Origin of the sequence: Sphaerobacter thermophilus DSM 20745 (assembly GCF_000024985.1) — a bacterium.
In the GTDB taxonomy this organism is placed as follows: Bacteria; Chloroflexota; Chloroflexia; order Thermomicrobiales; family Thermomicrobiaceae; genus Sphaerobacter; species Sphaerobacter thermophilus.
Map to the genome: position 1 here is coordinate 570323 of NC_013524.1, position 12936 is coordinate 583258.

The window sequence follows — 12936 nt, forward strand, 5'->3', positions numbered from 1 at the left end:
GGATGCGCATGTTCCGCAATCCCCAGGTGAACTTCTACGTCCGCGATGTCGAAGCAGCAGCGCGGTTCTACACCGAACTGTTCGGCTTCACCGAAACCTTTCGCACCCCCGCGACCGGCGCCCCGGAGCACGTCGAGCTCCGCCTGGACGGCTTCATCCTCGGCCTGGCCTCGATCGAATCGGCGCGGCGCGCGCACGACATCCCGGCGGACTCCGGCCCGCCACGGGCAGAGGTTTGCCTGTGGACCGACGACATCGACCGCACCTACACAAACCTCCTCACCAGGGGCGCCCGGCCGGTGAGCCCGCCGCACGACTTCCTCAACGGCCGCCTGCGCGCGGCCTGGGTCGCCGACCCGGACGACAACCCCATCCAGATCGTCGCCGAGCGCACTCCCGCGGCGCAGGAACAGTAGCCACCTCCTGCGCCCGCGGCAGCAACCCCGGCTGCGTCACCCGCCTTATCCCGCCGCCTCGACGCGGCTCCATTCGCGCTGCCCTGCGGCGGCGTGACCAGCAGCGCGGACGTCGGACATAGTTTCGCCCGACTCCAAGAGATGCGCGCATTGCCGCGCGCCTCCGGCACATCGTCCACCGAGACGCGCGATTGACAGGCCACGCCCCGCGCGCATAGGATGGAGACACGAAACGCACGACAGGTCATCCTTCCACCAGGCTCGCCCACGGGGCGGCGCGGCACCGGCCTTGATGCCGGGTGCCGGACTCGGGTCTACCCAGCACCGGGCAGCGGAGCGGTTTCCTGTCGATGCGACGACCTCCGGCAGCCACACGGGAGGGAGAGCCCATGTCCGTACTGATCAAAGGCGGGCGCATCATCACCGCCAGCGACGACTACGTCGGCGACATTTACATCGAGGATGAGCGCATCTCGCTCATCGGCCAGTCGCTCGACATGCCTGCGGACACGGTGATCGATGCAAGCGGGAAGTACGTCTTGCCCGGCTGCATCGACCCGCACACCCACATCGAGTTCCCCTTCGGCGGGACCACTACCTGCGACACCTGGACCTCGGCGACGGTCGCGGCGGCCTTCGGCGGCACGACGACCCTGGTCGACTTCTGCTGCCAGGTGCCGGGCCACTCACTCTTCAGCGCGCTGGAGGACTGGCACCGCAAGATGAGCGAGCGCAAGCCGGTGATCGACGTAGGCTTCCACATGGCGATCACCGACCTGTCCGACCCCGCACGCATGGAGGAACTGAAGCGAGTCGTACAGGACGAGGGCGTAACCAGCTACAAGCTCTTCATGGCCTACAAGGGCTCGGTCATGGTCGACGACACGACCCTCTTCAAGGTGATGCAGCAGGCACACGAGACCGGTGCCCTGGTCATGGTGCACGCCGAGAACGGCGACGTCATCGACGTCCTGGTACGCCAGGCGCTGGCGGCGGGACACACGAGCACCATCTGGCATGCCCGCACGCGCCCGCCGATCACCGAGGGAGAGGCGACGAACCGGGCCATCCAGCTCGCCCACCTGGCCGACGCGCCGCTCTACGTGGTCCACGTCTCCTGCAAGGAAGCGATCGACCCGGTTGCCGAGGCGCGGGCCAAGGGCTGGAAGGTCTGGGCTGAGACCTGCCCGCAGTACCTCTTCTTCGACGAGAGCGTGCTCGACCAGCCCAACTTCGAAGGCGGCAAGTGGATCTACACCCCGCCGCCGCGACCCAAGGAGCACCAGGAGCACCTGTGGCAAGCGCTGTCGACCGGCATCCTCTCGGTCGTCTCAACCGATCACTGCCCGTTCAACTTCAACGGCCAGAAGACGCTCGGCCGGGACGACTTCTCCAAGATCCCGAACGGCGGGCCGGGCATCGAGAATCGGCTGCACCTGATGCACGAGTTCGGCGTGCGGCAGGGCCGCTTCTCGATGAACCGCCTGGTGGAACTGCTGGCGACCAACCCGGCGAAGCTCTTCGGGCTCTACCCGAAGAAGGGCACCATCGCCGTCGGCTCCGACGCTGACCTCGTCGTCTTCGACCCGAACAAGCAACTGACCATCTCCGCCGCCACGCACCACTCGCTGATCGACTACAACCTGTACGAGGGCTACCAAGTGACCGGAGCGCCGGAGATCGTGATGGTGCGCGGCCGGACGATCGTCCAGGGTGATGAGCTGGTCGCGGGGCCGGGCGCGGGGACGTTCATCAAGCGAGCCCGCTTCGGCGAGGAGCTGACCGGCGCGACGGGAGGGGTAGCGGTATGACGCACGACGCGCAGACCCACCAGATCTACCAGCGAGCCGGCTTCGGCCAGGCAGTTCCCCGCGGACAGAACCCGGCAGTGCTCGTGGTCGATTTCTCCTGCGGCTTCACCGACCCTGCCTGCTCGCTCGGCTCGGACCTGACGGCAGAGGTCGAGGCAACCCGGCGACTCCTCGACGCCGCGCGGGCCAAGGGCTTCCTGGCGGTTTTCACCACCATCGGCTTCGAGCCGGGATTGACCGACGGCGCACTCTGGATCAAGAAAGCCCCCTCGCTGGCTGAACTCCAGCTCGGCGGGCGCTGGGTCGAGATCGACCCACGCCTGGCGCGCCGGGAGAGCGAGCCGGTGATCCTTAAGAAGGGGGCATCCGCTTTCTTCGGCACCAACCTGGCGTCGATCCTGATCGCCCAGGGCGTCGACACCGTGATCCTGTGCGGCGCGACGACCAGCGGCTGCATCCGCGCCACGGCGATCGACCTGCTGCAGTACGGGTTCCCAACCCTCGTGCCCCGCGAGTGCGTAGGCGACCGTGCCCCCGGACCGCACGAGGCGAACCTGTTCGACATCAACCAGAAGTACGCCGACGTCGTCTCGGTCGACGAAGCCATCGCGTACATCGAGTCCCTCCCCGCCCGCACCGCAGCCATGGCGCACTGAGCGGGGACGACGGGCCGCCAAACGATTTGGAGTGCGGCGGCCCGAGACGCCGCTTTGGTATGGCCGCTGGGTAGTGACACACGCCCGCGGCCGAATGATGCGAGGGGCGTCGCGGTACGGTCAGTGCCCAGGGATGAGTTGTGCGAGGATCCCCGCGCGGTGGTCTGTGCCCGGGGGTAAACCCCCGGGCTCACAACGACAGCCCGCTTTAGCGGGCTGAGGACGATGGTGAAGAAAACCGGTGTGGTGACAAGACCACGGCCCCCGGCACGTGCCCGGGGCTAGAGCGCCGGGCTGAATAATGGGTAAGCCCACTGAAGGGGCTGAAATGGCGAGATACAGGCGTATCCGGTTACGTCTCCCGCCGGACCCAGCGTCCCCTGCCCCTTCAGTGGGCTTCGCCGTGTTAGCCCGGGGGTTTACCCCCGGGCACTTACCGACCGGCGGACACCGTTTGATGCGGATCTGAGTCCGCCTGCTCCCCAGCCGGCTTTAGCCGGCTTTCCTTGTGAGCCCGGCGGCTTTAGCGCCGGGCACGCGCCACGACCCGAAGACCCTCACACCTCCCCCCTGGGCCGTGCCCAGCCCGCCACCCACGAGCATCCTGCATGCTACACTGCGTGGCAGAAGTGCCATGGGAACATCGGAGCCGTCCGGCAAGGGAGGCGCGGGTGGTTGGCGAACTGCCATTCATGAAGCTCAGCGGGGCGGGAAACGACTTCATCGTGCTGGCCGAGGAGGACGCAGCCGACCTTGATCTCAGTTGGCTAGCCCGCCGGCTCTGTACCCGTGCGCTGTCGCTCGGCGCCGACGGGATTATCGTCGTCGGCGCCGAGCGGTCCGACGCGGCGCGCATCCGCTTCTACAACCCGGATGGCTCTCTCGCCGAGATGTGCGGCAACGGCAGCCGCTGCGCCGCGCGCTACGCCGTAGAGCGAGGGCTTGTGCAGGGCCCCGAATTCCACCTGCTCACCGACTCCGGGGATCTGCCGGTCATGGCCCGCCCTGACGGGCGGTTTGAGGTGGTCATGCCGGAACCGGAGCAGGTCCGCTTCGATGCCATGACGGTCGAGGCGGGTGAGGAGCAATGGCCGCTCCACGCACTGTGGGTCGGCGTGCCCCACGCGGTCGTGTTCGTGCCGGACGTTGAGCGCCACTCTGACGAACACCTCACCGCGCTCGGACGGGCGCTGCGATACGACGACAAGCATTTCCCGGCCGGGACGAACGTCAACTTCGTCGAGGTGGCGCCAGATCGGCCGATCCGGCAGCGGACCTATGAGCGCGGCGTCGAGGCGTTGACCAAGGCCTGCGGCACCGGCGCCACCGCGACCGCGTTCGTCGTCCACACGCTGCTGGATCGCCCCTGGCCGGTGGACCTGGTGGTCGATGGCGGACGCCTGACGGTCGACCAGCGCGACGGTCGTCTGTGGCTGATCGGAGACGCGCGCATCATCGCACGGGGTACGCTGAGCCCCGAAGCGCTGGCCTGGTAGCGCACGGCGCCGGAACGGGAAACACGATGGCCGAGGACGCACTCCCACACTACTTCACCGTCGAGGAAGCCCGGGCACTGGTTCCCCGGCTGCGCGGGATCCTGACCGCGATCCAGGCCGAGAAGCAACAACTCGATCAAGAGGTGGTCGCCCTGCAACAGCTCACCCCAGCTATGCGCAGCAACGGGCATGGAGCCGAGGCCAACCGGCGCGAGGAACGGATCGCGGAGTTGGTCGCCGCGCTCCAGGAGAAGGTGCAGCAACTCATGGAGCAGGGCATCGAGGTGAAGGACCTGAACATGGGACTGGTGGACTTCCCGAGCCTGCGCGGCGGGCGGGTGGTCTACCTCTGCTGGCGCGTGGACGAGCCGACCGTTGCCTTCTGGCACGAGACAGACGCGGGCTACGCCGGCCGGCAGCCGTTGGAGGAGTAACCGGTCGGCGCCGGGCAGGGGGACAGGTCGAGCATGGAGAGTCACAGCGGGGTCGGGCGCCTGCTCGCCCCGGACGGGACCGAAATCGCAGCGGTGCGCTACACGTACGAGATCGACCGCCGCAATCGCGTCTGGCGCGGCACGGCCACGCGTTTGGACGGTGAGGGCGCGCTGGCGCAGCCGGCCGGGCCCGCCACGCTGGAGATCGAGGACGGCTCCCAGGCACCCGTCCACTACTTCCAGCGCCACACCCCAGAAGGCACCACCATCGTCTTCACCGGCCGCGGCGCCCCGCCCGGGGAGTAGCCAGCCGACCCCCTCCCGCCCTCGGGATTCGTTTGCATCCCTCCATGGTTATCCCCTATAGAAGAGCCCCGCCTGGCACGGCGTGACAACGGCGCTGAGCCAGTGACGGGTACCGCATGATCGGGCATGCCGCGCCAGCGACGTCAGGCCAACAGGGCGCCGCCGGGTGGCATCGATCCGGCGACAGGAAGGGGCGCAACGACGCGCCCACGCCTCGCTGCAGAGAGGGGACGCCGAACCGATGGAATGGCTTCGACCGGGTGAGCGCCAGGCACCCCGCATCGTGATCCTGGGCGGCGGCTTCGCCGGCGTCTACACCGCATTTGAGTTGCAGAAGCGCTTGCGCCGCACGCCGGCCGAGATCGCGATCGTCAACCGCGAGAACTTCTTCGTCTTCTACCCCCTCATCCCCGAGATCGTCTCCGGGGCGATCGAGACCGAGCACATTCTGAACCCGATCCGACTGCTGGTTCCCCGCGCAACGCTGTACGTCGGCGAGATCACCGGCATCGATCTGGCGGAGCAGCGGGTGGATATCCGCCACGGCCTTTACCGCCACCGGCAACAGCCGCGCTCGCTGTACTACGACCATCTGGTGCTGGCGCTGGGCGGCGTGCCCAACGTGGGGCTCGTCCCCGGTCTGGGTGAGTACGCCTTCGACGTGCAGCGGCTGAGCCACGCCTTCGCCCTGCGGAACCACCTGATCGACATCCTGGAGCAGGGGGACATCGAAACCGATCCGGTGGCCAAGGCCCGGCTGCTCACGGTGGTGGTCGTCGGCGGTGGCGCCAACGGGGTGGAGGTGGTGGCCGAAGTCACCGACCTGCTCTACGACGCCGCCAAGCACTACCGACACCTCAGCACGGACGACTTCCGGATCGTCCTGGTCCATGGCGGTGACCGCCTGATCCCCGATCTGCCGGAGAACCTGGGCCGGTTCGCTGAGCAGCAGTTGCGCTCCCGCGGCGTCGAGGTGATCCTCGGAAGGCGCGTCGCGTCGGTCGAGCCGACCGCGGTGCGGCTCGACGACGGCACGGTGATCGAGACGGAGACGGTGGTCGGCTCGGTCGGCGTCATGCCGAACCCCCTGGTGCGCGACCTGCCGCTACCGAAGGACGAGCGGGGTCGCCTGATCGTAGACGAGTACATGGCCGTCGAGGGCCAGGACAACGTCTGGGCACTCGGGGACAACGCGCGGGTACCGGACCCGACCACCGGGCAGCCCTACCCACAGACTGCGCAGCACGCGATCCGCGAGGCGCGAGTCCTGGCGCACAACGTGGCCGCACGGCTGCGTGGCCGGTCGCCCAAGCCGATCGCCTACCGCACGCTGGGGCAGATGGTGGCGCTGGGCCACCGCTCGGCGGTGGTAAACCTGCGGGGCTGGACCTTCTCCGGGTTCCCGGCCTGGTGGTTGTTCCGAACCTACTATCTGTCGCAGTTGCCGCGCTGGGAGAAGCGACTGCGGGTGACGCTCGACTGGACGCTCGACCTGCTGTTCCCGCCGACGCTCGTGCAACTCAAGGTCGGCCAGCCGGCCCCGATGGCCGATCGGCCCGCCCGCGAGGCAGTGCGCGCGGGCGACGGGGAGGGATAACGAAGGGGAACCGCCGAGCGCCCGCGGGCAGGTTTCACCGAGTATGACCGTCTAGGGAAGTGCCCGACGGGAGAATCTAGCTCATCCGGAATAGCACAACGCCGCCCCTCCCCGAGCCTGCGGGGAGGGGCGGTAGATGACGCATCCGTGAGGGCGCGGCTAGCGGGTGAAGCCCCAGACGATGTAGATGAGGGAGAGCACCAGGGACACCACCCCGGCGGCATAGCCGATCTTCTCCAGCCAGGGGTAGCCCTGCTCACGCACCAGCCGGGTGCCCGCGATGCTCCAGAACGCACCGAAGAGCCCCATAATCCCCAGCTCGATCATCAGGTAGCCCTGGGCCACCGCTCGCTCCTCTCGTCCGCCGTCCCCTGCCGGGGGTCACTCGCTGTCGCGCGTCGTCAGTTCACAAATTCACACTCAGAGGGGCGCGGCCATGGGCCGCGCTACACTGGCACCATAGCATGAACGAGCCGATCCGGCTACCCCGCCGGTCGACGTATCGAGGAGATGATACGGCAAGACGGCGCCGGATGGTAGCCGGGCGCGGCTCCTGCGAGCGCTTCCGTGTAGACTGACGGCGGCCGGGGCGCTGGCTCCGCGGCCCGACCGGCGGATGGGTAGCGATGCGAGGAGGTCGAGGCTCATGGCGCAGATGACGCGCGACGCGGTTCCCGAGAGCGAGCGGTGGGATCTGACACACCTGTTCCCGAGCGCCGAGGCGTGGGAAGCCGAGCGCCAGGCCGTCCAGGCGGCGCTGCCGGACATCGAGGCCTTTCGGGGCACGCTCGGCCAGAGCCCGCAGCAGTTGCTGGCGGCACTCTCTCTGGCGGACCAGATCGACGAGCGACTGGAGCGCCTGTTCGCCTACGCGATGCTGGAGCGGGACGAGGATACCCGCAACACGGCCGCGATCCAGCGCTACGAGCAGGTGATGGCGCTCGTGGTCGCCGCCGGGCGGGCGACGGCCTGGATCCAGCCCGAGTTGCTGACCCTCACCGACGAGCAACTCCGCGGCTTCCTCGACGCCGAGCCGGGCCTTGAGCCGTTCCGGCGGCTGATCGAGCGCACCATCCGCCAGCGTCCGCACGTGCGCAGCGCCGAGGTCGAAGAGGTCCTCGCCGAGACGGCGGAGATGGCGCAGACCGCCTCAAACGTCTTCACCTTCTTCGACAACGCCGACATCCGCTTCGGGACGGTCATCGACAGCGACGGCACCGAGATCGAGCTGACCAAAGCGCGCTACCTGCGCCTGCTCGAAAGCCGTGACCGCCGGGTCCGCCGCGACGCCTACGAGACGCTGCACGCACCCTACCACGCCCACCGGAACACACTCGGGGCGCTGCTGACCGCGAGCAACCAGCGCGACGCCTTCTTCGCCCGCGTGCGCCGTTACAACAGCGCGCTCGAAGCGGCACTGAAGCCGGAAAACATCCCGCTCGAGGTCTACACCAACTTGATCGACACGGTGCACCGCTACCTCCCGCTGCTCCACCGCTACGTGTCGCTGCGCAAGCGGGTCCTGGGCCTGGACGAGGTCCACATGTACGACCTCTACGTGCCCCTGGTGGAGATGCCGAAGCGGACCTTCGACTACCAGGAGGCGACCGACACCGTCGTGGCCGCCTTCGCGCCGCTCGGCGAGCGGTACGTCAATGCGGTGAGCGAGGGGCTGCGCTCCCGCTGGATCGACGTGCACGAGACACCGGGCAAGCGCTCCGGCGGGTACAACCTCGGGGTCTACGGGGTTCACCCCTACGTGCTACTCAACTGGGGCGGCACACTCAACGACGTCTTCACCCTGGCCCACGAGCTGGGCCACGCGATGCACTCGCACTTCTCGGCAGAGAACCAGCCGCACCCCACGTCGTCCTACACCATCTTCGTCGCCGAGGTGGCCTCCACCTTCAATGAGGCGCTCCTGAGGGCATACCTGCTCGAGCGCAGCACCGACCCGCGAGAGCGGGCCTACCTGGTGAACGACGCGCTGGAGGGGATTCGCACCACCATCTTCCGGCAGACGATGTTCGCCGAGTTCGAGCTGCTGACGCACCAAGTGGTCGAGGCGAATGAGGGGCTGACGCCGGAGCGGATGATGAACGAGTACACCCGCCTGGCGACGATGTACCACGGCCCCGACTTCGCGGCCGACGACCAGTTAGCAGTCGAGTGGTCGCGCGTGCCGCACTTCTACCGCGCGTTCTATGTCTACCAGTACGCCACGGGGCTGATCGCGGCCATGGCGCTCGCCTCAGCGGTGCTGTCCGGAGACGAGCAGGCGCGCGACCGGTACCTGGCCTTCCTGGCTGCCGGGTCGTCGAAGGACTCGCTCGATCTGCTGCGCGACGCCGGGGTCGACCTGACGACGGCGGCGCCCTACGACGCAGCCTTCGCGACGATGGAGGAATACCTCAACACGCTGGAGGAAGCGCTGAGCGAGACGCAGGCGTAGTGCGTACTGCGTAGTGCGTATCGATAGGAAGCGCGGCGGATCAGAGCTGGTCGCCGGCCAGTGGAAAGCGTAGGCCCAGGTCGCGGGCGAGACCGGCGCGGCCGGCCGGAGTCAACTCGACGAGGCGCTCGCCGGGGACGGGCACGATCCAGCCGCGCTCAATCAACCGGGCCAACAGTGCCGGCCCAAGAGCGCCGGCCAGGTGCGGCCGGCGCTCGGTCCAGTCCAGGCACCGACGAGCGAAGGAGCGACGCGCCCGGCGCGCTGCCACGAGGTCCACGCCGAAGTCCGCGAACCAGGCCTCCCCGGCGGGCGTGACCTGATGCTCCGCGCCGTGCTCCAGCAGCAGTCCTCGTTCGATCATCGCGCTCCGGATCGCCACCGCGGGGCGGCCGGCGAGGTGGTCGTAACAGGTGCGGGCAAAGCGCAGCCCCTCGACCTCCTCGAACTCCGACGCATCGCGATCCTCGGCTGGCTGCGGAAAGGCACCAAGCGTCTCGATCACGCGCGCGACCTCCGGGCCTGCCAGGCGGTAATAGCGGTGGCGGCCTTGGACCTCCACCGCGAGCAGCCCCCCATCCACGAGCCGTGCCAGATGGGCGCTGGCCGTCGACGGCGCGATGTCGGCCCGCGCCGCCAGCTCCGTGGCCGTCAGTGCACGGCCACCCATCAACTCCGCCAGCATCACCGCGCGGGCGGGTTCGGCAAACAGAGCACCGAGCTGTGCGAGACGCGAATGCGTAGCCATGCCGCCAGTATACCCACGCGTCGGCGCCGATACTTCGGTTCAGACCGAAGCATCTCCGCGGGATGAGGAGTACAGTCTAGGGAAGCAATGCAAGCGCCCGCCGCGGTGGCCGGTGCCCGACGGCGAGCCTGGCTCATAACACGTGATGACGAAGGCTCCTCGCGGTCGGCACGTGCCAGGGGGTAACCCCCCGGGCTGACAACGAGAAGCCGGCTGAAGCCGGCTGGGGACGAGGGCTCACCCCTCGATGCTACGGTGTCCACCATCACGGTGCGTGCCCGCATAGTCGGAACCGTATCGCCAGGGTCGGCGCCCTGCCACGTCCCAGCCCGCTTTAGCGGACTTTCGTTGTGAGCCCGGCGCCTTTAACGCTTGGTGTGAGTTAGCCGGGGCATGCTGTGCCCTCTTGACACAGGAAGGTGCCCACTTCCATACGGGAGATAGCTCGTATCCGTCTCCCACGAAAGGAGCACCCGATGGATGTGGACACCTTCCTGATTACAGTCTATGTCCTGGTCGACACCTTCTGCCAGACCCACCTGCCCCCGGAGCCCCACCGCCCCGGCCCCGCGCCGGCCCTGAGCCGCAGCGAGGTCTTGACCCTGGCCATCTTCGGGCAGTGGATGAGGTTCTCCAGTGAGCAGGACTTCTACCGCTACGCCGAGCGCCACCTGCGCCCCTACTTCCCGACCCTGCCCCACCGCAGCCAATACAACCGGCTGCTGCGGCGGCATCAGGTCGCCCTGGCCCAGTTCGCCCTCTACCTGGCAGACCAACTTGGCCGGGGGCCAGTGGCGGTGGATGTGCTCGATGTGGCGCCGGCTCCGGTGCGCAACGCCAAGCGCCGCGGGCGGGGCTGGCTGGCCGGCGAGGCCAACATCGGCTTCAGCTTGCGCCTGGGCTGGTTTGCCGGCTTCCGCGTGCTGACCGCCGTCAGCCTGGAGGGGGCGATCACCGGCTGGGGCGTGGCCCCGGCCAGCACCAATGAGCGGTCCCTCGCCGAGACCCTGATTGCCTGTCGGGCCCACCCCGATCCCCGCCTGCCCAGTGTCGGCACGCCGGTGGCGACCTATCTGGCGGATAGTGGCTTTGCCGGCGAGGACTACGAGGCGCACCTGGCGGCCACCTACGGGGTGACGCTGGTGGCCACCCCGCAGCGAGGCAGTCGGCGGCGCTGGCCCAAGGCGGTCCGCCGCTGGGCGGCCCGGCATCGCCAGATCGTGGAGACGGTCATCGGGCGGCTGCTGCACACCTTCGGGCTGGAGCGCGAGCGGCCGCACACGCTGGCGGGCTTCCAGGCGCGGCTGGCGGCCCGGGTGGCGCTGCACAATCTCTGCTGCTGGCTAAATCGGCAGCGGGGACGGCCGCTGCTGGCGGTGGCGAACCTGATCACCTGGTAGCCACGGCGCCCTAACTCACACCAAGCGTTTTAGCCCCGGGCCCTGACCACGGTGCGAGAACGGTCGCGCCACCCGTCCCGGGCCCAGACCACGGCACCGGGAACCCTCACACCACCCGTCCCGGGGGCGGATGGGCGGGTCCAATGGCGCGGGGCTCTCCGTCCCGTGGATGGTCCGTCGCACGCCGGCTGGGCCGGAAGGAGGTCAAGCATGTTCGTCGTGCTCTTCGAGGTGTGGCCCAAGCCGGAGCGCTGGGACGAGTACCTGGAGATCGCCCGGCTGCTGCGGCCGGAGCTGGAGCAGATCGAGGGCTTCATCGACAACGAGCGGTTCCGGCGCATCGGGGACGAGAGCGGGCTCCTCTCCCTCTCGACCTGGCGCGACGAGAAGGCGTTGATCCGCTGGCGGACCAACGCGCTGCACTACACGCGCGGCCAGGTGCCCGGGCGATTCGAGATCTTCGCCGACTACCGCTTGCGTGTCGGGGAGGTGATTGCCGACACGCACCCGCCCGCCGGGCTCGAACCCCGGCCGACGCGCCTCGATCTCACGGAGGTCGGCGTGGCCAAGGTCGTCACGATCACCGAGACGCTGTCCCCCGCGCCCGACGCCGCAACGACTTCCCCACCGCCGCCGGCGATGGGCGACCCCGTCGAACAAGCACGGTTCGAGAGCATCTACCAGCCCGGGAAGCACCTGCTCCTCATGTCCTGGCGGAATACTCCCCCGGAGACACCGGCGCTGCCGGAGGGCGTCCGTTACCGGCAGGTGCGTGTCATCCGCGAGTACGGGATGCGCGACCGCCGCGAGGCTCCGCAGTACTTCCCTCCGGTGGACTGAGCCTGTCGATCCGGCAGACATGGTGGAGGAGGTATGCCCCTGACGTAACAGGCACTTGATATGATTGCCTTGAAGCGTAGTCTGACCATATGATCGGGAACGTTCGCGCAATTTCGCCCCTGCCTGACCGGCATCGGGTGCGGGGTGCAGCCAGCGCCCAGCTTCGACCCCGACCATGAGATCTGGGCGGAGAACGCGCACCCCTTCGCCAGTAAGATCGCCTTCGCCGTCGGCACCTCGGGCAGCACCTTCAGCGACTACGGGATGACCTGGGACAACTCCGGCAAGAACGGGCACTACGCCCCGATCTCATGGTCGGGGTAGCCGTCCGCCCTAGCCCGAGGCCCGAAGCCCACCGCGGCGAGCGGCGGCGCGATCCTGATCCTCGCCGGGCTGTACCAGCTCTCCCCGCTCAAGCGTGCCTGCCTGGCCAAATGCCGCACCCCGCTGGCGTTCATTCTCCCCTCGTGGCGCGACGGCGCCCGAGGCGCATTCCGGATGGCAATTGAACACGGGAGCTACTGTCTCGGGTGCTGCTGGCTGTTGTTCGTGATCCTCTTCCCGCTCGGGATCATGAAGGTGGCGGTGATGGCGCTCGTCACGGTGCTGATCTTCGCCGAAAAGGCGCTGCCGATCGGACCGCGACTGGCGCAGGTCGCGGCCGTCGCCCTCATCGCCTACGGCGCCCTGGTGCTCGTCATGCCGGAGTTGCTGCCGACCGCCATGCCGGCCGGGATACCGGCCGCGATGTAGCGCCCCCTGAGTAGACCTCTCCCGCTC

General features: G+C 68.5%; 13 protein-coding genes and 1 pseudogene. 12 read left to right on the plus strand and 2 right to left on the minus strand.

The features are described 5' to 3' along the window. Positions 1 to 8: 8 nt before the first annotated feature. The 7 genes from STHE_RS14675 (at position 9) to STHE_RS14705 (ending at position 6716) form a co-directional block, all read left to right on the plus strand. Positions 9 to 416, plus strand: a complete 408-nt coding sequence (locus STHE_RS14675; RefSeq protein ID WP_148220116.1) for a VOC family protein — start codon at positions 9 to 11, stop codon at positions 414 to 416. Between the two features lie 389 nt (positions 417 to 805). After that, on the plus strand, positions 806 to 2227 hold the full coding sequence (gene hydA, locus STHE_RS14680) for a dihydropyrimidinase (RefSeq protein ID WP_012873372.1): 1422 nt from the start codon (positions 806 to 808) through the stop codon (positions 2225 to 2227). After that, positions 2224 to 2883: an isochorismatase family protein gene (locus STHE_RS14685; protein WP_012873373.1), complete on the plus strand. Its 660-nt coding sequence runs from the start codon at positions 2224 to 2226 to the stop codon at positions 2881 to 2883. Before hydA ends, STHE_RS14685 begins: the two co-directional genes overlap by 4 nt. Positions 2884 to 3554: 671 nt before the next feature. After that, positions 3555 to 4379 (plus strand): diaminopimelate epimerase, encoded by an 825-nt coding sequence (gene dapF, locus STHE_RS14690; protein WP_012873374.1) that lies wholly within the window; start codon positions 3555 to 3557, stop codon positions 4377 to 4379. A gap of 26 nt (positions 4380 to 4405) precedes the next feature. Then, on the plus strand, positions 4406 to 4813 hold the full coding sequence (locus STHE_RS14695; protein ID WP_012873375.1) for a DUF2203 domain-containing protein: 408 nt from the start codon (positions 4406 to 4408) through the stop codon (positions 4811 to 4813). A gap of 33 nt (positions 4814 to 4846) precedes the next feature. After that, the gene (locus STHE_RS14700) at positions 4847 to 5119 is read left to right on the plus strand and encodes a hypothetical protein (protein ID WP_012873376.1); all 273 of its coding nucleotides are present in this window, start codon (positions 4847 to 4849) and stop codon (positions 5117 to 5119) included. A gap of 241 nt (positions 5120 to 5360) precedes the next feature. Next, positions 5361 to 6716: an NAD(P)/FAD-dependent oxidoreductase gene (locus STHE_RS14705; RefSeq protein WP_012873377.1), complete on the plus strand. Its 1356-nt coding sequence runs from the start codon at positions 5361 to 5363 to the stop codon at positions 6714 to 6716. A gap of 159 nt (positions 6717 to 6875) precedes the next feature. Here the strand turns inward: STHE_RS14705 and STHE_RS14710 are convergent, their stop codons facing one another. Next, positions 6876 to 7061 carry a hypothetical protein gene (locus STHE_RS14710; RefSeq protein WP_012873378.1) on the minus strand — a complete coding sequence of 62 codons (186 nt, stop codon included), beginning with the start codon at positions 7059 to 7061 and terminating at the stop codon, positions 6876 to 6878. Positions 7062 to 7362: 301 nt separating this feature from the next. Between STHE_RS14710 and pepF the strand changes: the two genes are divergently transcribed. After that, complete coding sequence (gene pepF, locus STHE_RS14715) at positions 7363 to 9168, plus strand: oligoendopeptidase F (RefSeq protein WP_012873379.1); 1806 nt, start codon at positions 7363 to 7365, stop codon at positions 9166 to 9168. A gap of 40 nt (positions 9169 to 9208) precedes the next feature. Here the strand turns inward: pepF and STHE_RS14720 are convergent, their stop codons facing one another. Continuing rightward, the gene (locus tag STHE_RS14720; protein ID WP_012873380.1) at positions 9209 to 9916 is read right to left on the minus strand and encodes an ArsR/SmtB family transcription factor; all 708 of its coding nucleotides are present in this window, start codon (positions 9914 to 9916) and stop codon (positions 9209 to 9211) included. A gap of 476 nt (positions 9917 to 10392) precedes the next feature. Here STHE_RS14720 and STHE_RS14725 point away from each other — a divergent pair, with 476 nt between their 5' ends. The 4 genes and pseudogenes from STHE_RS14725 to STHE_RS18605 all read left to right on the plus strand — a co-directional run. Further along, the gene (locus STHE_RS14725; RefSeq protein ID WP_012870498.1) at positions 10393 to 11316 is read left to right on the plus strand and encodes an IS982 family transposase; all 924 of its coding nucleotides are present in this window, start codon (positions 10393 to 10395) and stop codon (positions 11314 to 11316) included. A gap of 210 nt (positions 11317 to 11526) precedes the next feature. Continuing rightward, positions 11527 to 12156, plus strand: coding sequence for an antibiotic biosynthesis monooxygenase family protein (locus tag STHE_RS14730; RefSeq protein ID WP_012873381.1), 630 nt, complete (start codon positions 11527 to 11529; stop codon positions 12154 to 12156). 144 nt (positions 12157 to 12300) lie between these two features. Beyond that, the gene (locus tag STHE_RS14735) at positions 12301 to 12480 is read left to right on the plus strand and encodes a hypothetical protein (RefSeq protein ID WP_041400412.1); all 180 of its coding nucleotides are present in this window, start codon (positions 12301 to 12303) and stop codon (positions 12478 to 12480) included. Positions 12481 to 12528: 48 nt separating this feature from the next. Beyond that, positions 12529 to 12909, plus strand: a pseudogene (locus tag STHE_RS18605) (DUF2182 domain-containing protein); the annotation flags it as partial. Positions 12910 to 12936 lie beyond the last annotated feature (27 nt).

Excerpts from the sequence above, each read along its gene's own strand:
- STHE_RS14675 (WP_148220116.1), top strand. The coding sequence starts at position 9 with ATGTTCCGCAATCCCCAGGTGAACTTCTACGTCCGCGATGTCGAAGCA.
- hydA (WP_012873372.1), top strand. The coding sequence starts at position 806 with ATGTCCGTACTGATCAAAGGCGGGCGCATCATCACCGCCAGCGACGAC.
- STHE_RS14685 (WP_012873373.1), top strand. The coding sequence starts at position 2,224 with ATGACGCACGACGCGCAGACCCACCAGATCTACCAGCGAGCCGGCTTC.
- STHE_RS14695 (WP_012873375.1), top strand. The coding sequence starts at position 4,406 with ATGGCCGAGGACGCACTCCCACACTACTTCACCGTCGAGGAAGCCCGG.
- STHE_RS14700 (WP_012873376.1), top strand. The coding sequence starts at position 4,847 with ATGGAGAGTCACAGCGGGGTCGGGCGCCTGCTCGCCCCGGACGGGACC.
- STHE_RS14705 (WP_012873377.1), top strand. The coding sequence starts at position 5,361 with ATGGAATGGCTTCGACCGGGTGAGCGCCAGGCACCCCGCATCGTGATC.
- pepF (WP_012873379.1), top strand. The coding sequence starts at position 7,363 with ATGGCGCAGATGACGCGCGACGCGGTTCCCGAGAGCGAGCGGTGGGAT.
- STHE_RS14720 (WP_012873380.1), bottom strand. The coding sequence starts at position 9,916 with ATGGCTACGCATTCGCGTCTCGCACAGCTCGGTGCTCTGTTTGCCGAA.
- STHE_RS14725 (WP_012870498.1), top strand. The coding sequence starts at position 10,393 with ATGGATGTGGACACCTTCCTGATTACAGTCTATGTCCTGGTCGACACC.
- STHE_RS14730 (WP_012873381.1), top strand. The coding sequence starts at position 11,527 with ATGTTCGTCGTGCTCTTCGAGGTGTGGCCCAAGCCGGAGCGCTGGGAC.